The 19,191-nt window shown below is 46.9% G+C and carries 9 protein-coding genes; 6 read left to right on the forward strand and 3 right to left on the reverse strand.

From position 1 onward, the window contains the following. The first annotated feature begins 452 nt into the window (after positions 1-452). Positions 453-7,316, forward strand: coding sequence for a glycoside hydrolase family 3 N-terminal domain-containing protein (locus CA598_RS13850; RefSeq protein ID WP_094876881.1), 6,864 nt, complete (start codon positions 453-455; stop codon positions 7,314-7,316). Positions 7,317-7,389: 73 nt separating this feature from the next. Here CA598_RS13850 and asd read toward each other — a convergent pair whose 3' ends face one another. Together asd and CA598_RS13860 are read right to left on the reverse strand one after the other, a co-directional pair. Then, complete coding sequence (gene asd / locus CA598_RS13855; RefSeq protein ID WP_094871683.1) at positions 7,390-8,181, reverse strand: archaetidylserine decarboxylase; 792 nt, start codon at positions 8,179-8,181, stop codon at positions 7,390-7,392. A gap of 86 nt (positions 8,182-8,267) precedes the next feature. Beyond that, complete coding sequence (locus CA598_RS13860; protein WP_094876882.1) at positions 8,268-9,362, reverse strand: YheC/YheD family endospore coat-associated protein; 1,095 nt, start codon at positions 9,360-9,362, stop codon at positions 8,268-8,270. 238 nt (positions 9,363-9,600) lie between these two features. Here CA598_RS13860 and CA598_RS13865 point away from each other — a divergent pair, with 238 nt between their 5' ends. From CA598_RS13865 to CA598_RS13885, 5 genes are all read left to right on the forward strand, one after another. Further along, the gene (locus tag CA598_RS13865; RefSeq protein WP_094876883.1) at positions 9,601-14,466 is read left to right on the forward strand and encodes a WIAG-tail domain; all 4,866 of its coding nucleotides are present in this window, start codon (positions 9,601-9,603) and stop codon (positions 14,464-14,466) included. 308 nt (positions 14,467-14,774) lie between these two features. Then, on the forward strand, positions 14,775-15,617 hold the full coding sequence (locus tag CA598_RS13870; RefSeq protein ID WP_306440404.1) for a glycosyltransferase family 2 protein: 843 nt from the start codon (positions 14,775-14,777) through the stop codon (positions 15,615-15,617). Next, a complete protein-coding gene (locus CA598_RS13875) occupies positions 15,614-16,597 on the forward strand; it encodes a glycosyltransferase family 2 protein (RefSeq protein WP_094871690.1) in 984 nt (327 codons plus the stop codon). The genes CA598_RS13870 and CA598_RS13875 overlap by 4 nt, the downstream gene beginning before the upstream one ends. Further along, positions 16,594-17,331, forward strand: a complete 738-nt coding sequence (locus CA598_RS13880) for a glycosyltransferase family 2 protein (protein WP_094871692.1) — start codon at positions 16,594-16,596, stop codon at positions 17,329-17,331. The genes CA598_RS13875 and CA598_RS13880 overlap by 4 nt, the downstream gene beginning before the upstream one ends. A 47-nt stretch (positions 17,332-17,378) precedes the next feature. Next, complete coding sequence (locus CA598_RS13885; RefSeq protein WP_094876884.1) at positions 17,379-18,110, forward strand: sugar phosphate nucleotidyltransferase; 732 nt, start codon at positions 17,379-17,381, stop codon at positions 18,108-18,110. Between the two features lie 97 nt (positions 18,111-18,207). Here CA598_RS13885 and CA598_RS13890 read toward each other — a convergent pair whose 3' ends face one another. Then, positions 18,208-19,086: an AraC family transcriptional regulator gene (locus tag CA598_RS13890; RefSeq protein WP_094876892.1), complete on the reverse strand. Its 879-nt coding sequence runs from the start codon at positions 19,084-19,086 to the stop codon at positions 18,208-18,210. Positions 19,087-19,191 lie beyond the last annotated feature (105 nt).

A 19,191-nucleotide genomic window follows, 5' to 3' on the forward strand; every position in this document is an offset into this window, starting at 1 on the left:
ATAAATCTATGAGGATTTTCTATGTTAGGATGATATTTCTGATGATAGTATTCAATGTAAGTTTAAAAAGTAAAGGAGGAATTAATGAACATTTTCGCACGTTTTAATTTGTAAGTATGAGTTAGGAGAATTATGCAAAAAATCTAAACCGGTTTAGATTTAATCAGTAACACACTTGATGCTTGAATAAGCCTTACTCCACAGCGGCTAGCGCTCTAGAGAATAACTCCTTCCTGAAAGTAAATTCATCCTATCGGTTTATGAAGTGAACGTTTATGTATTAGAAATTTAATTGAAATCTCGCTCTTTACGATGACCCATAATCCTAAGCTATACCTTAATCGAAAGGAATGGTGATAAGTATGAGGAAAAATTGTAATCGCTTACTTAAAATATTATTCTGCTGCATTCTGATAACCTCAATCATAACGCCTAGTACCAGTTCTCCCGTTATGGCCAAGGTTCTCCCGGGTTTAGCGGATGTGTCCAGAGAAGTGGCCGCTGAAGGAATTGTGCTGCTGCAAAATCCGGCGTATAAACTAGCAGGATCACAAGTAAATGAGAATGAACAAGTGCTCCCTATCAAGAAGAGTGAAACTGTATCGGTATTTGGCCGCATACAAGCGCATTATTACAAGTCTGGCACAGGATCTGGCGGTGCGGTAAGGGTAGATTATGTGAATGGGATTCTGGAAGGTCTCCGGAACAATCCCAGTCTCAAGTTAAATGAAGATCTGGCGAAGGTATATGCTGACTGGATCAAAAAGAATCCTTTCAACAATGGCGGTGGTGGCTGGGCAGCAGAGCCGTGGTCCCAGGCGGAAATGCCCTTGACCGACGAAATAGTGGATGCAGCAAAAGCAAAAACGGATACAGCTGTGGTCATCATCGGTAGAACAGCCGGTGAAGATAAGGATAATACGGACGTCAAGGGTGCCTATAAACTGACAGACCTTGAAGTAGACATGCTTAACCGGGTCTATGCCAAATTCGACCGAGTGGCCATCGTATTGAACGTAGCTAACGTTATCGATATGTCATGGGCTAAAAACTATCCCAAAGCTGCTATTTTGTACACATGGCAAGGGGGGATGGAAGGCGGTAGCGCAGTAGCCGACGTGCTGACCGGAGACGTTACGCCAAGCGGTAAATTGAGCGATACGATTGCAGCTACACTTGCTGACTACCCTTCTACTGCACATTTTGGCAGCAAAACTGAGAATTCTTATAGTGAGGATATTTATGTAGGCTACCGCTATTTTGAGACCTTTGCTCCGGATAAGGTGCTCTATCCATTTGGGTACGGACTGTCCTATACCAATTTCAAGATCACGACTGATAATGTCAACGCTGGTGAGAATGAGGTTGCAGTGACTGTAACTGTTCAGAATACAGGTAAGGTGGAAGGCAAAGAAGTTGTACAGATTTATTACGGTGCACCACAGGGTAAACTTGGCAAGCCGGCCAAGGAGCTTGCTGCTTTTGCTAAGACCCGGCTGTTACAGCCAGGGGAATCACAGTCGATCACCATCACGTATGACACCAAAGATATGGCCTCCTATGATGATAGTGGAATTACAGGTCATGATTCATCTTATGTTCTAGAAGCTGGTGACTATAATATTTACGTAGGTAACAGTGTAAGTGACAGCGAAAAGCAAGGAGTATACAGCCTTAATGCTTTGAAGGTTGTAGAAACCTTGCAGGAAGCGCTCGCGCCAACTAAGGAATTTGACCGTATCAAACCAGGTCAACCGAATGAAAATGGTACTTTTACCACTGTCACTGAAAAGGTACCGACACGGACTACCGACTTGGATGAGAGAATCAAGCAAAATCTCCCTGCGTCCATTCCACAAACGGGAGACAAGGGTTATACCTTATTGGATGTATACAATCAGAAAGTGACTATGGATCAGTTCATTGCACAATTGTCCAACAACGATCTGGGGGCCATTATTTTAGGGGAAGGGATGTCCAGCCCCAAAGTTACTGCCGGTACCGCTGCGGCTTTTGGTGGTGTTACTAAAAATCTGCTGAAATTAGGGCTCCCTATCGATAGTGCTGCGGACGGCCCTTCAGGAATCCGGATGGAAACCAATGCAGAGAAGGCAACCAGTATCCCGAACGGGACGATGCTTGCCTGTACGTGGAACACCGAGCTGAATGAAAGATTATTTGATCTTCTTGGCAAAGAAATGCTGATTAACAATATCGATACGCTGCTAGGACCGGGAATCAATATCCACAGAAGTCCCCTGAACGGGAGAAACTTCGAGTATTTTTCGGAGGATCCGTTACTGACAGGCATCATGGCTGCTGCACAGACAAGAGGTCTTCAGAAGAACGGTACGGCGCCTACTATTAAGCATTTCGCTGCGAACAATCAGGAAACGGATAGACATCTTGTGAATGCACTTGTCTCTGAAAGAGCGCTTCGCGAGATTTATTTGAAAGGTTATGAAATGGCAGTGAAGAGTGGAAAGGCGCGTTCAGTGATGACGTCCTATGGTCCGGTAAACGGAACATGGGCTTCCAGTAACTATGATCTGAATACCACGATCCTCCGCGGAGAGTGGGGCTTTGACGGAATTGTCATGACAGACTGGTGGGCGAAGATGAGTGAGGATCAGGGCTTCTATGCCACTACCAATCGTTATGATGAAACCAACGGCAAAGCCATGGTCCGTGCCCAAAATGACCTTTACATGGTCATTCCGAACGATTATGCAGAAACGCATAAGAATCGGAATAACAGTACCTTTAATACAATGACATCGCTTGCTAACGGCAGTCTGACCCTGGGAGAATTGCAGCGTTCTGCCAAGAATATCACGAGCTTTTTGATGCAATCTCCAGCCTTTGCAAGAACGGCAAAGATTGATTACGTGGTCAATTATACGCCGGGAAGAGATTGGTTCCGGGTGAATACGGACAAATCAGGAGATCCACAGCTCTCTGATATTACGGTTGGCGGCAAAAAGATCAAAATATTTAATCCATTGAAACTCGACTATAAAGCCTTTGGTGAGCCGACTGAAACTAGCAGCTACCCCGAAGTCAAAGCTACGGCGATAGCTGGTGTAGACGTAAGTATACGACAAGCCGATAAAGATAGACCGGCTGCTGTAATTACTGCTTCGGCCGGAGGAGAGAAACGGATCTACAAGGTTATCTTCACGTCGGAGGAAGGCCTGGAACCGATTTTTGAGAATCCGACCTATGCTTATTTAAAGAATATCTCTATTGATGGTAAGCCGCTTGAGGGCTTTTCACAGACTAGGTTCAGTTATGATGTAGGTCTCAGTAATGGGGCTACTTTACCTGAAGTTACATTCGAAATGAATGATGGTGTAAAAGCAACGGCCAACGTAGACCTCATCAATAAAAGAGTGACGATCAAATGTATCAGCTCCGATCAGGCCAACTCCTATGTGATACAGTTTGGTACGACCCCACAAAGCGATGAGTTCGACACTGAGAATTTAAGCAACTTCTGGATGATTAATAAAGAGACGGCTACCAATACAGAAAATAACAAAAATTGGTCTTTGAGCACTGTTCCCGGATATTTGAGAATCATCGCTGAAAGAGGCGACTTCTGGAGTGATCATGCAGATTTGAAGAACTATTTCCAGCAGGAGGCCTTTGGAAACTGGGAAGCAACAGTGAAAATTAATATGAGCAAAGCGCCAAATCAAAATTATAACGGTGTCGGCATCACGGCTTCACAGGATAACAATAACTATATCTGGGTGAAGTATGAATACAGTAGCGGCAAGATCATCGGTATGACCAAAGAGACCGGAGGTACGGAGCCAGTTACGATTGGGCAACTGTCTGCCGCTCAGCTCACGAGTATTTTTGGTGAAAAGAAAGAGTTGTATTTACGCCTGAAAAAAATAGGCAACAGCTATTCCGGTTATGTCAGTGCTGATGGCAAAGAGTATATTTCACTTGGCAGTACAACTGCCAACTATGCCAATCCGAAGTTCGGGTTACTTGCGTCCAACGGAAGTCAGAATCTCACAGATCCATTTATTGCCGATTTTGATTATGTCAGAATCAACAGTGATGTAGCTTTGGCAGTCAAGAAGATTGGGAAAAATACTAAATTGAAGGTAGCTGAGACGGAATTTGCCTCCATTACTCCGATAATCACGCCAGTAAGCAGTAATGATGTAGACGGCGGATTATGCTACACCAATACAAGCAAGGGTGAAGCCATCTCCTATAAGGTAAATGTGGAGAAAGAAGGCATGTACAAAGTCACATCACGAATTCGCTCTAGCCAATCGGATGTCGCCCAAATGTCCTTTGGTATCTATGATGGCGACAAGCTACTGGGGACCTTCGACCTTACCACAACTAAAGGGGTATGGAAAACCTTCAGAATTCCTGATGTTCAGCTGTCGGCAGGCGAGCATACCCTTAGAATTGTATTTGAGAGTGCTGGCATTGACCTGAACTGGTTAACCTTCCAGTTGAAGCAGGACAATGTTGACACTTCAGCGTTAGGTGCGGAAATTGAGGCTGCTCAAAACATCGATATGAATGCATATACTGCTTATAAAAAGCTCAAATTTAACGCTGTATTGGAAGAGGTTAAGGCAGTACTTGCCGAGCCGGTCAATGACGAGGTTGTAGCAGAAGCCATAGCTTCCTTGAAAGCGGCTATAACAGATTTGAGCATATCATCTATGCCAATCCATATTGCTCCGATAGAAACGCTGAAAGTAGAGAACGGTATTAGAATCTATCCTTATAATGCACCATGGATTTATGCAACGAATATCCAGTTCAGATTCGAAAGTGGTACGGACGCCATGAGTTATGTCAATTCTAATGACCTTGTTTATTTCGGTCAGGTTGACTTGACTAATCTTGTGGAAGTAAGAGTGCAGTATGCCCGTGAAGGCGGATCGTCTCCATCTTTTAAATTCTATACAGAGGCTGACAATACGGGTAAACCAGTTAAAAGAGCTACTACACAAGGAAGAGCATACGCTGATGCCTACAGCGGCGGAGGTTCTTTTGAACTTGGTAATGAATTTGCAAGCATTAGTTTTGCTCAGAAAGCAGGCGCTGCTTGGGGAAATTATGGAATAGCAAGCACCAAACAAACGCCTGGAAATTCTTACATTGATCATTATTTGACAGCGGAGACCTTCCTAGACAGAACTAAAGTGACTGGAAAACAAAATGTGTATATGATTTTTAACGGACTAAATGCGAATTTACAATATGTTGAACTCATTTATGCTGATCCGATTGAAGTCACCTTCGATCAGAATTATCTGGACTCACCGGCTCCTGCCAAAGTAACCGCATTTAAAGGTGAAGCATTAAGCACCTTACCTCGGGTACCGGAACGTGAAGGCTACATTTTTACTGGCTGGTTTGATAATAAAGAAGGGACCGGTAATGCATTAACCGTAGAAACGGTAATGAACATAAGCGCGGTGTATTATGCCAAATGGACAGAAGATACCCATGCTAAAGAAATTATATCGATTGCTCAGCCGCAACTGCTGAGTGTGCTGTTCGGAACTGCTGCAGGAGAATTAAATCTACCAGCTACAGTGGAAGCTACATTGGGCAACAAAAGGGTAATTCACTTGCCTGTACAATGGGATAGTAAAGATTTCAACGGTGGAAAAGCGGGGAGTTATACGCTGGCAGGTAGCTTTGAGCTTCCTGAGGGTGTGTTGAATAGTACCCATCAAACTGTTTCTATTACAGTGGTTGTACTGCCAGAAGGCACTAAACCTATCCAGATTACTAAAGTTGAGAAGCTGGAGGGCAAAAATGTTGAATTTGGCACCGCTTTTGATAAGTTGGAATTGCCGTCTTCAGTTACAGTAACGCTTGATACGTATGAGCAGGAGGAACTTGTTGTTAAATGGAGCCCTGCTGGTTATAACGGCAATGTGGAAGGATCATACGTACTGAACGGTACTATGATATTAGAAGAAGGAATGATCAACCCTAATGATCTGAAAGCTTCCATCACCATTCAGGTAATGCCGGAAGTGATTCGTGTCGCTGAGATTGTCACAGTGCAGGATTTGGAAAGTAAGAGCGTTCCATTCGGCACTCCATTTAATGGATTGAAGCTGCCATCATCGGTCATAGCTACCTTGAACAACGGTGAGACAAAGGCGATATCCATCGATTGGAATAGTGAAGGTTATAATGGCGATAAGCAAGGAGCTTATATCCTGAAAGGAGCGCTAGTACCTGTGGAAGGTATCAGCAATCCAAAGGACCTGAAGGTATCGATTACGATCGAAGTACTGCCGGAGGTCATTACGATACCGGAAATCACGGCAGTGCAAGCACTAGCAAGTAAAAGTGTTGCTTATGGTACCAGCTTTGACGTGCTGGAGCTTCCAGCTTCAGTATCAGTAACCCTGAATACCGGGATGACTAAGGTCGTTTCTGTTCAGTGGAACAAGGAAGGCTATAACGGTAATACGGAAGGAATGTACACCATCAAGGGGGATCTGATCTTGCCGGAGGGTATAACTAATCCACTTGGCCTGAAGGCACAGTTCTCTGTGATCGTTAAGCCTTACAGCGGTGGAGGTGATGGTCAACCAAGTACACCAACACCGGCTACCTCAGCGGTACCTTCAGTACCATCGATTCCTGGAGAAGTCGTAAAACCTGGAGAACAGCCTCAGCCTCCAACAACAGATGGAAAAACGAAGACACCGGAGCTAATCAGACAAGAGCTTAAGAATAAGTTTAAAGATGCTACTCTAATTCCTATCTGGGCAGAATCTGCGATTGCAGCGCTGGTGGAGAGAAATATTATCAGCGGACGAACAGACGGAAGCTTTGATCCAAGTGGGAAGGTAAACCGTGCAGAGTTTGTTGCCATGGTAGTAAAAAGCTTCAACTTCAGCATGGGCGAGAATCAAAAGCAGTTTACTGACGTTCTGAAAGATGCTTGGTATAAAAACTATGTTGAGATTGGGACTTCTAATCAACTGATCAATGGTATCGGTAATGGCATGTTTGCTCCTAACAGCAGCATTAGCCGTCAGGACCTGTGTGTAATTCTATTCAATGCACTGAAGAAACTGAATGTTGAATTGCCGCAAGTGACTAACCATGACTTCCCAGATGATGCTTCTATTGCGGGTTATGCTAAAGAAGCGGTGTATGCCTTCAAAGATCTTGCTATTGTAAATGGAGGCAGCAGTGGAGAAATGGATCCGACAGCTTCGGCCACAAGAGCTGAAGCAGCTGTGATCATTAACAATGTACTGGATTACTATGCTAGCGTAACAAGCTCTAAAGTGAAATAAACAAAACAAGGGTATCCCGGCGCCGATTTTCAATCGGTTAGGGATACCCTTATTTTGTTATATCGCAGCTTTACTAAAGCGGCCGATGCAGCGTCCCCAGCAATTCCCCCATCTTTACCTTCGTGTTGACCTCAAGCTTGGGTCTTGGGGTAAAAGTACCGCTCTCCATAAGCAGTACTACAGTGGAGCCGAACTCGAAATAGGCTAGATCATCGCCGATTTGCCACTCGGTAGCGTTAGCATCCGTATACCCGATGCTGCTGACGTTCATCGCGCCTACCTTTACTACTGCGGTTTCTCCGTAGTCTCCGGCGATATACGTAATAAGACGTTCATTGCGATTCAGTACGCCCTTCATATGTCGCATGCCGAAATCGTTGACAGGATAGGCTCGTCCACGAATATGATCACTCTCAACCTTATGTCCAGTAAGGGGAGAGTGAATCCGGTGATAATCCGTAGGACTTAGATAAAGGACGAAGAAAAAACCTCTCTTGTATAGCTCCAGATGCGGAGAATGATTAAGTAGATCCTCGATCTTATAATCCTGCCCTTTTACATTCATAATCGTACCAGAGGAAATGTCACCCATAGCAGTAATCATTGCATCTACGGGACTCACTAAAGCGTCAGCATCGGTTGCAATAGGCCGCATGCCAGGCTTCAGCCGGCGGCTGAAAAACTCATTAAGAGTGTGATATTCTCCAGGATTCTTCTCCGCTTGAGCGGAGGGGATTTGATAAGTCTTAATAAATACCGGGATTAGAAAACGGCTGAGTCTACTATGAGAAAAAGACCCCATTAACCGTGAAAGCCATCGGTGCGAGGATAGCTCGGTCATTAGCCGCAGCAATTGTTTTACCATGCCCATCTCCCTTCCATAATACAGCAGTACGGTCGTATGTGGCCGCCATCTGCTCTGCATTATATTGACATAGAATAGGAGACAAATCAATAACTGTTATATATGAGGCTGTTCTTTTCTAGTAAAAAACGTGCGTATCCCATAGGTCTTCGGTAACTCTCCTTCCAAATCTCCGTAAGGCCGGCTTTATGAAATCCATAGCGTTGATCGCGGCCATTGCACTCTATGAAGAAGATGCGACCATCCTTAGTAATGCCAATATCCAGTCCGATATCGGCCAGACCTGGAAGGTCTTGTTCGAGACAACGAGCTATAACAAGGCTAAGTGTTTCGACAGCCATACGGATATGGGCCGCTATTGCTCTAGAGAAGGCTTTTTCCAGCGCAAAGGAAGAGCTTAGCGCTTCTCCTCCACGGGCTATATTAGAGACAAACCCCCCAGGGGGTGCAAGTTTAGCAAAGAGACCCGTGACCTGCCAATCGCCTCCCCAGCCACGTTGAACGGTGACACGTAAATCAAAGGGACGTCCTCCAATCTCAGCAAGGGGAATACGCTCCTGCACGAGATAAGGGACAGAGGCAAGGCGTGCTCGGAGCATTTTTGGCAGTGCCCCCTGATATACGGGAGTGCTTATCCAGCGACGCATTGAGGGTGATAGATAATTTAAGCTCCAGCGCTGAGACCCTTTACGAACCAGTCGCATGACACCATTCCCAATGCTTCCACGGCAAGGTTTAAGAATAAGATCGGGGTAACGATTCATCATTTGTTTGAGTCCAGATCCTCCAGTTGTTGCTGGTAAAACCTCGCGCAGCTCTTCATGCTGCTCAAGCAGTTCATGGATCTCATCCTTGCCGTATCGATTGCAAGTATTGTACACCAAAGGATGGTGCCGCAGCAGACGTTGCATTCCTGGGCTATTCTGACTGTATATGGCCCGGTTATGGATGACAGTGGGCGTAGGGACTACTACGCTTTTATATCCATGAGATCCCTTTATATAGGCGGCACTGAAGCCTGAGTCTGTATCGATGTCCGCGAGCTTCAGGAAGCAGGGGACCAAGCCGTATGCAGCGGCCGCCTCTTCATAGTTGGATAGAGACTCCTGTCCTGTTTTTAGCCGGGGAACGCCCCGGTGCATATCGGCATTTAGTAGTATTCCAACGAGCTTATGCCCCATGTTTGTTCCTCCTGTTTCTTCGGTCACGTGATTCCCGCTTTTACTACTCTTGTCATTGTATGTTTGTACCCGCGTGTCAGGGTGGACGAATGCGCGGCGGCAGAAGCCTTTTTTTAATATAAGAAAATATAATTTTCATCAGAATCTTATTATGGGCTTATCGCAAAAGGGTGTCATCAGCCCATACCGCTGCATATGATGCCTAGGAGAAACAACAGATGGAAGGAGGAGACTGCTTGTGAGGGGTTCCAAAAAAAAGCAGCCGCGCAGTCCACAAAAACGACTCTACTATGTAGATAATCCCAATATAAAGGAACTGAACATGCTGGAAGGCAAAAGCAGTTCTAAGGATTCGGGGAGCAGCAATGACGGAGTCAGTAAAGCAGAGCTCGCTGATGTTCAGGTAAGTGGAGGGGCAATAGCTGAATTCATTCAAGAGGAATCAATTTCCGTACCAGTTCTGCAACCAGAGCCTGAGCCTATAGTGGAAGAGCAGCTTCAGAAACAGGCGGATAATCTTCCTGAGACGATTTGGTTCGCTCCTGAAAAAGAGCGGTTCCAGCCCGTTTATACAGATGATCTATCGGATGCAGCAGTGACTGGGGCGAAAATCGCTCCACGCACTATTGATGGTTCAAAGCTGAAGTTTGGCATTATCGGTACACCATGGCTGCAAGATTACGCTGTGCAAAGTATCAATATCGCGGACAAGGCAGTTACTTCTTCGAAAATTGCGCCTGAATCCATTGTGGGTGAGCATTTAGCTGAAGGAAGCGTAAGTGGCGGTAAACTGCTGGATCATTCCATCAGTGGAGAGAAGCTGAAGAACGGTAGTATTAGTCCAGAGAAGCTGGCTGATCGGATTATCGGCGGCGGTCAAATTGCAGATAAATCCATTGAGAGCCGTCATTTAAGCGATCTGATTATTACGGCGGATCTACTGGAAGATGGCGCGGTTACTGGTGAAAAAATAGGAAGTAGCAGTATCACAGGCCGCCATGTGGCAAACGGGAGTGTTGACCGTTCTAAGCTGGCTGATGCAGCGGTATCTGGCGATAAAATAGCTGATGGCGAAATCAGCAGCTCCAAACTGGCTGATGCTGTTATTGAGGGCCGCCATCTTAGCGATGCATTGATAACCGCCAGACATTTAGCTCCCGGAGCGATCGGACCAGAGCAGCTTGCCAACAAGCTTATTGGCAAGGAACAGCTCCAGTCGGGTGTTATCGAAGGTGCGCATGTAGCGGATGGTGCAATTGGTTCCAAGCAGCTAGGTACAGAAGTGGTGAGAAGCATCCACTTAAGTGCAGAAAGTGTACACGGCTCCCATATCGGGGATGGAGAAATATCGAGTCGCCATTTGGCTGACCGAAGCATTTCTTTCTTGAAACTGTCGGAGGGTGCGGTAGGTACTGCACAGCTGATTGAGCAAGCGGTCACCGCATCGAAGATTGCTGATCAAAGCATACTCGCACATAAGCTAGCAGATGAAGCTGTAACCACCAGACATATTGCCAAATCCGCTATACGCGGACCGCAAATTGCTATGCAAGCTGTTTCCTCTAATCATCTGGAACGTGAGGCTGTGAATCACTCCCATATAGCTTCGGAGGCGATAGGCTCGGAGCAGCTTATGGATGAAGCTATTCATACGGATCATTTATCCTCCGGTGCTGTTACTGGAGAGAAGCTAGCTTCAGAGTCTGTGGGTGCGGAGCATCTTCGTCCACAGAGCGTTACTTCTGCCAAGTTAGCGGATGGAGGAGTGAGCTCGGCTAAACTGGCAGCAGGATCGGTCATCGGCAGCACGATTGCTCGTGAAGTGGTGAGTGGGGAGCATATTGCTTTTTGTGCAGTGGAGGAGAAACATCTAGCAGATGCCAGCGTGAGCGGTCGTGCCTTGCAGGATGCTGTGGTGGATAAAGATCATCTTGCCACTGGAGCTGTGGAACGCAGACATCTCGGCGAAAATAGTGTGACTGCTGCTGCGATTCAGTCCGGTTCGGTTTCAGGAGATAAGCTGGCTTCTGCTGCGGTAAGAGAGGTTCATTTGGCAGCTGGAGCAGTGCAGCCACATCATCTGGCAGATCATGTGGTAACGTCGTTAAAGCTGTCTCCCGAAAGTGTATCGACGGATAAGATTAGTGATTTATCGGTCACATCGGCTAAGCTTGCCGATGGAAGTGTGGATTCCAGTAAATTAGCAGTCGCGGCAGTGCAGGCAGAGCATTTATCTGTGAATGCAGTTCATTCAAAATCCATCAGTGATAGTGCGGTTCAGAGCAGACATATGAATCCGGGAAGCATCGGCGGAGCACATATCCGGCCGTTGTCCATCGGAAATGGTCATATCATTCCTAATTCCATCTCTTCGATTCAAATGCAGGAGGGCAGCATTAGTGGCTCCAAGCTGGCCAAAGGGGCTGTGGATTCCCAGCATCTTTCACCGGGGAGTGTAGACGGCAGCCATCTATGCATGGATACGATTGAAGGACGTCATATCGGGCATGGTGAGATCAGGCTGGCTCATCTAGCCGAAGATGCACGCAGCTCTGACTTGTTGCCAGAGGGCAGTATTACCGGGGAGAAGCTGGCAGAAGAATCCGTAGATTCTATTCATCTTGTACGAGGAAGTGTAGACGGAAGTCATCTGAGTCAGGGTGCAGTAGAAGGTCGTCACATCCAGCATGGTGAGATCACACTGGCTCATTTGGCAGAAGAAACTTTTAGCTCTGAGCTACTGCCTGACGGTAGTATTACCGGCAAGAAGCTCGCTGAGGAATCCGTAGGTTCTATTCATCTCGTGGCTGGAAGCGTAAAGGGCAGTCATCTGAGCTCGGATATAGTGAAAGGACGTCATATTGGGCACAGTGAAATCACCTTAGCTCATCTAGCCAAAGATGCACGTAGTGCAGACTTGCTCCCAGATGGCAGTATTACTAGAGAAAAGCTGGCGGACGAATCTGTGAATTCAAGTCATTTAATACCTGGAAGTGTGAATGGCAGTCATCTGGGTCCAGATACAATAGAAGGACGTCATATCGGGTACAGTGAGATTACGCTGGCTCATCTAGCCAAAGATGCGCGTAGCGCAGACTTGCTTCCAGACGGTAGCATTACCAGAGAAAAGCTGGCGGACGAATCTGTGAATTCAAATCACCTAATACCTGGAAGTGTGGATGGCAGTCATCTGAGTCCGGACGCAGTGGAAGGCCGTCATATCCGAAATGGTGAAATCACCTTAGCTCATTTGGCAAAAGAAACACGCAGCTCTGAATTATTACCAGACGGCAGTATCACCAGTGAGAAGCTGGCCGTAGAATCCGTAGATTCAAATCATCTAGTACCAAGAAGTGTAGATGGCAGTCATTTGAGTCCGGGTGCAGTAGAAGGCCGCCATATCCGAATTGGTGAGATTACGCTGGCTCATTTGGCAGAAGAAACGCGCAGCTCTGAATTTCTGCAGGACGGTAGCATTACCGGTGAGAAGCTGGCAGAAGGATCGGTAAGTTCTATTCATCTAGCACCAGAAAGTGTAGGGAGTAGTCATCTGAGTCCAGATTCAGTGGAAGGCCGCCATATCGGTTACGCTGAAATCACCTTAGCTCATTTGGCAGCAGAAACTCGAAGCGCGGACTTGTTACCTGCAGGTAGTATTACTGGCGAGAAGCTGGCAGAAGGATCGGTAAGTTCTATTCACCTAGTACCTGGAAGTGTAGGAAGTAGTCATCTAAGTCCGGGAGCAGTAGAAGGTCATCATATTGGAAATGGTGAAATCACACTAGCTCATCTGTCGGATGAGATTCGTGTTTCAGATCTGTTGCCAGATGGTAGCCTTACTGGTGAGAAGCTGGCAATTCATTCTGTAGATTCTATTCATCTGGTGCCTGGAAGTGTAGGAAGTGGCCAACTGAGTCCGGGAGCAGTAGAAGGTCATCATATTGGAAACGGTGAAATCACTCTAGCTCATCTAGCGTTAGAGACACGTAGCTCCGAGCTGCTGCCAGACGGCAGCATTACCGGTAAGAAGCTGGAGGGCGGAACGATCAATGCCTTTCATTTGGCTCCAGGCAGTGTGTATGGCGGGCATTTGGCGGGCGATACGATTGATAGCCGCCATATCCGCTCAGGAAGCATTACCCTGAATCATCTGGCAGAAGAAGTGTGTAGTGCGGATCTGTTACCGGATGGCAGTATTACAGGAGAGAAACTGGAAGGTGGATCTATCCATTCTTTCCATCTTGCCCCAGGTAGTGTCTATGGTGGTCATTTGGTTGGGGATTCGGTGGATAGTCGTCACATTCGATCTGACAGCATCACCCTGAAACATCTGACAGAAGAGGTGCGTAGCGCCGATCTGTTGCCGGAAGGTAGTATTACTGAAGAGAAACTGGCCGAAGGTTCTGTGAATTCTTTACATTTACAACCGTGGAGTGTGTACGGAGAGCATCTTGCTGACCAGATTGTGGCAGATCGACATTTGCAGCCGGGTATCATCAAATTAGAGCATCTTGCGGATGAAACACGCAGTGCAGCGCTGCTTCCTGATGCGAGCATCAACGGAGCTAAGCTGATGGCAGGCAGCATTGATTCCACTCATCTGGCTGATGGTGCGGTAGGGTCGGCAGAGCTTCAGGATGAAGCGGTTGTGGCTTCCAAAATCTCTTCTTTTGCCATTCAAGCTCGTCATCTGGAGGAAGAAAGCGTTCAAGATTATCATATTGCTCCCGGTGCAGTAAATGGTGCCCATTTGGCAGTGAATTCTGTAAATGCTGAACATCTATCCTTCAGCCCGATTCAGACTGCAGGGAAGCGGGAGGCGCTTCAGCAGTTTGGGATGACAGCCTTTATGTTCAATGGGGATGCGGAGACAGTGGAGGTGACCGTATCGTTCGATGAGAACTTTGGTCATACGGGTTATGTGCTTGTCGCTATGACCAATCAACCTTACTTCTATGCTTCTTTAAAGAGCAGAGCCAATGGAGATGCAGTTATTCAAGTGGTGCGCTTGCGCGAAACTCCGCATTTCTACGGGGTCATCTCTTGGATTGCTATCGGCGCTCCGTTAGCCAAACCGGCAGTGGATGATCGTGTGTTTGATTGAAATTCAAATACCTCTCTTAAAAAACAGAGCAGCAATTCTCCTTATTGGAGATCGCTGCTCTGTTTTTAGGTCGTTAGCTACATGTACGGCCAAGTCCTAGTATCCGCTACGCGGCGTTTAGAGTTAATTGTGTCCGATAGCATATTTTGTATAAGCAAATGTGTCTCAGCTGAAGTTTGGCGGTGAGTACATTTGTCCTGTTTTCCACACGACAGGAGACAAAGGCCGTTACTCTGTTCGGCAAAGTACATAAACTGTGATGTAACCCTCAGCCTGACGAATAGGCTCTGTAAGGAAGGTGGATGAGCATGAAGCCCAAACGTACTTCTGCCCGCCGCACGGGACGGCGGGTCTCTCGGATCAAGCGGCGGACTTCTCGCCCAGTGCGGCAAGTCGCTGCAGTCCCTACTGTTAACCATCCAAATCCCTATGTTTCGGTTATTATTCCGGCCATGAATGAAGCGAAGACCATCGCGGGAGCGATAGCCGGAGCTAGAGGAGTCCATCCGCGCTGCGAGGTTATTGTAGTCGTCAACGGATCAGCCGATCAAACGGCAGAAATTGCCCTTTCGCTTGGTGCGCATGTTATTTCCTATGAGTTACCGCTTGGACACGACGCTGGCCGCAGTGTCGGAGCAGAGGCAGCTAAGGGAGAGGTTCTCTTGTTTACAGATGGGGATTTAGTGATTCCTGCCTCGGGGCTACGTCCTTTCGTCACGGCTGTTAGCGGTGGCGCAGACATAGCGCTTAATGATTATTCCGGACCGGTACGGAGCCTTTCGCCCCATCCGGTGGTGCTATCCAAACATGCACTTAATATTTTGCTTGGCCGTCCGGATCTAAAAGGATGTTCGATGACGGCGGTTCCGCATGCAATCAGCCGAAGAGCGCTTGAAATCTTAGGGAGTCAGTTATTATCTCGTCCCCCTCTGGCACATGCTCAGGCAGTTCTGAGTGGTTTACGTGTGGTGGCTGCTCACAAAGTACATGTAGGCAAACTGAATGCGGTCAGACGTAAGGAGGATGGCACAGATCCTTTGCAGCAGTTGATTACAGCAGATCATATGGAGGCTGTATCCCTCTTGCTTGAACACCGGGGAAACAGGGCGGGGTTTAGCGACGGAACCCGGCGCAGAGAGATGGTGAGATGATGGTTGCTCTGTTACAAGTATCTGGTAGCTCTGCCGTTCGACGAGGAACAGCAACTCGTACGGTAAAGAAACGTTCAGCATCTAGTCAGGCCAAAACAAAACTGGCACCCCGCCAAAGGGGAGCGAATCGTTCGGTAAAAAGAGGCACCCCTACCGCTCGGCCACCGATTCTGTCCCGGCAATCAAAGGTAGGTCGCGAGGTATTGAATTTACCGTGCTTACGTGGGACCTTGTCAGTTATTATCTCCGCGCGTAACGAGGAGCAGACCTTGGGACATCTGCTGCAACAGGTAACGCGGCTGGGACCTACTGAAATTATCGTCGTGCTTAACGGTTGCAGCGATAGCAGCTTTCCCATTTCCAGACAACATCGTCAAGCTATAGTTGTGCATTGCCCGGAGTCCGTTGGACATGATGTAGGGCGGGCTATTGGTGCGAAGCTGAGTCGAGGAGATATTCTACTCTTCCTGGACGGAGATATGGTTATCCCTGCAGCTCAGCTCGGATTATTCACAGCTGCTGTAGATGGTGGAATTGACGTGGCTCTTAATGATTTGGATCCACTGATGCCTTCTTTTGGATTATGCGATGATGTTACTCGCAGCAAGCTGTTTCTGAATTATGCTCTTGGACGGTACGATCTCGGAGTTAGCTCTATGACGGCTGTCCCGCACGCGCTTTCCCGGAGAGCATTTGAGACCATAGGCTACCGTGAATTAATAGTTCCTCCTAAAGCCCAAGCTCGTTCTGTATTAGAGAAGCTAAGGGTGGAGAAAGTTGGAACGGTGAATGTGATTAAGCATAACCGGCTGCGTCAAGCGAATATAGGTGCTGGAAATGCTGTGGAGAAACTGATCATAGGGGATCACGCAGAGGCTCTCCTTGAGGTGCTTTCCCGTCAAGATGATGGGGGCCTACTTAATAGCGAAACGCAGCGCGAATACCGCAGACAAGTAGCTGCTTGGAGGAACCGGATATGACGATGACTAGTATTATTATTCCGACCTACAACGCGTTGCCTCTGCTGCGGTCCTGTGTGGAATCGATACGTGCTTATACTCCACTGCCTTACGAGATCATCGTTGTAGATAATGCTTCATCAGATGGAACGGATGCCTATTGCCGTGCGAATCGTATAACGTTTATTTCATTGCCTGAGAATCGAGGTTTTCCATCCGCCTGCAATTTAGGTCTACTTCTAGCATCAGGGGATGAATTGTTACTGCTGAATAATGATGTGGTAGTTTCTCATGGATGGTTAACTAATCTGAAGAGATCGCTATATAGTGCTCCTGAAGTTGGTATTGTTGGGCCAGTGACAAACTATGCGAGTGGACGTCAACAGGTGAAGACTGATTATGAAAGTCTGTTAGATTTTCATAAGGCTGCAGAGATAACTAACCGTTCCAATCCTCAAAAATGGTTGGAGACTAAACGTTTGGTAGGATTATGTTTTTTATTCAAAAGAGAGCTACTTACTTCCGTAGGTCTGCTGGATGAGAGATATTCACCTGGACATTACGAGGATGATGACTTTTGCTATCGCGCCAGGCTAAAGGGGTACCGACTGCTTATCGCAGGAGATTGTCTGGTACACCATGAAGGAAGTGCGAGCTTCAAGCAGGTATACCACACCGGGCTACAGGAGCTGGTGGAACGAAATCGTAAGCTCTTTATGAACAAATGGAATGTGGATCCAACGAGTTTCATATAAAGTGCAGATCCGAAAGCAAAGGACTTAGATAAAGAGGAGGAAAGTAAGTGAAGGGAGTCATACTGGCGGGCGGAACAGGATCCAGACTGTGGCCGCTGACCCGGCTTATGAACAAACATTTGCTTCCGGTCGGCAAATATCCTATGGTCTGTTACGGCATAGATCGGCTTCGCCGGGGAGGGATTACCGACATTCTTCTGGTCATCAGCAAGCAATCTGCGGGTCTGTATACGGATTTTTTAGGCAGCGGTGCAGCATTTGGTGTATCTCTGACTTATAAGATTCAGGAAGCTGCTGGAGGCATTGCAGAGGCTCTCGATTTAGCAGAAGGATTCATTTTCCCTGGGGAACGGTTTGTCGTATTGCTTGGTGATAATCTATTTATGGATGATCTGACGCCTTACGTGGAGAGCTATCTCCGGCAGCCTGAAGGTACAGCCAAGGTACTGCTGAAGCCGGTGGACGACGCACGTAGATACGGTGTTCCCGTGTTCGATAGTCAAGATGCTGCATGGATCGCTTATATCGAAGAAAAACCCGAGCATCCCAAGACCAAATTTTGCGTAACAGGTATTTATATGTACGATGAAGCTGTGTTTGACATCATCCGTCAAGTATCCCCTTCCAAGAGAGGGGAGCTGGAGATTACCGATGTAAATAATATATATGCTGCTAACCGCAGGCTCAGCTATGATGTTCTCAAGGATTGGTGGAGCGATGCGGGGACGTTCCAGTCTCTGCGGGAGGCGGGAGAGAAGCTGAAGGATGCACTGCCATAAGTGGCAGCGGTAACGTGGAGTGGCCGGCCTTGGGTCGGGCACTCTTTTTTTATAAAATATAAGAAAGTGTATCTTTCACCATACGAAGCACCCGATCTCATGCTTGCGTAGAGATATTATCTTCATCAACCCGGTTCTGTTTGCGGTATTTGAGCGGTGAGGTTCCGGTCATGGTTTTAAATACTCTTCCAAAATGGGTCAGGTTACCAAATCCTGTACGCTCAGCGATTTCCGAAACGGTTAATTTGGAGTCCTGCAGCAGAGAGCGGGCTTCTTTCAGGCGGGTATTATTTACATATTCGCTGAAAGTAAAACCGGTTGTATCCTTGAACGTTCGGCTTAAATGGGAGGTGCTTATGGAGAACCTGTCCGATATGTATTCCAGAGACAGAGGCTCAGCGAAGTTACCGTTGATGAAATGGATGATTTGGGAAATTTTCTTATGGGTCCGGTTCGTTACTACAACATGCTCGTTTTGATCCGGAAGCTTTTTTCGTTGGATGAAGATCAGCAGCTCCATCAACAGGATTTTCCGATAGTAGTCGAAGCCTGGAGGTCTCTTGGTGTCTTCATGAATCAATTTGCTGAAAAGATTCTCGACAAAGTTCTGGTCGTAGCCGCTTAACTTGATCGCATTTGATCTGGAGTGAAAGCAGGAGAAGAGGTCGAATGGAAGAGGGCTGTCCGCAAAAAAGTCGCGAAGGAACTCTCTTTTAAACAATAAAGTAACTCTTTCGTACATCATACCGTTTACATTAATCAGTCTGTGCAGGTCATTAGCGTTAATGAACAATAGAACCCCGCTGACGATTTGAAAGGTTCGGTCTTCTATAAAATAGTAAAGTTCCCCAGACACTAAGTAGAGAATTTCATAAGCATCGTGATAATGATTTGAAGGCATACTTGAAACATTTTTTTTCTCTCGGCTAATGTGAAAGGGATCAGACTTGTAGAAGTTGATTTCCAGGGGTGTCATCTCCAATCCGGCGGGAATGATCCTCGCACTCGTAGAAACATGATCCAAATCTGAATCAATCGTATCACGTTCATTGACCTGTTGAACAGGCTAGAAATTAAATAG

Origin of the sequence: Paenibacillus sp. VTT E-133291, from assembly GCF_002264395.1 — a bacterium.
Classification (GTDB): domain Bacteria; phylum Bacillota; class Bacilli; order Paenibacillales; family Paenibacillaceae; genus Paenibacillus_AQ; species Paenibacillus_AQ nitricinens.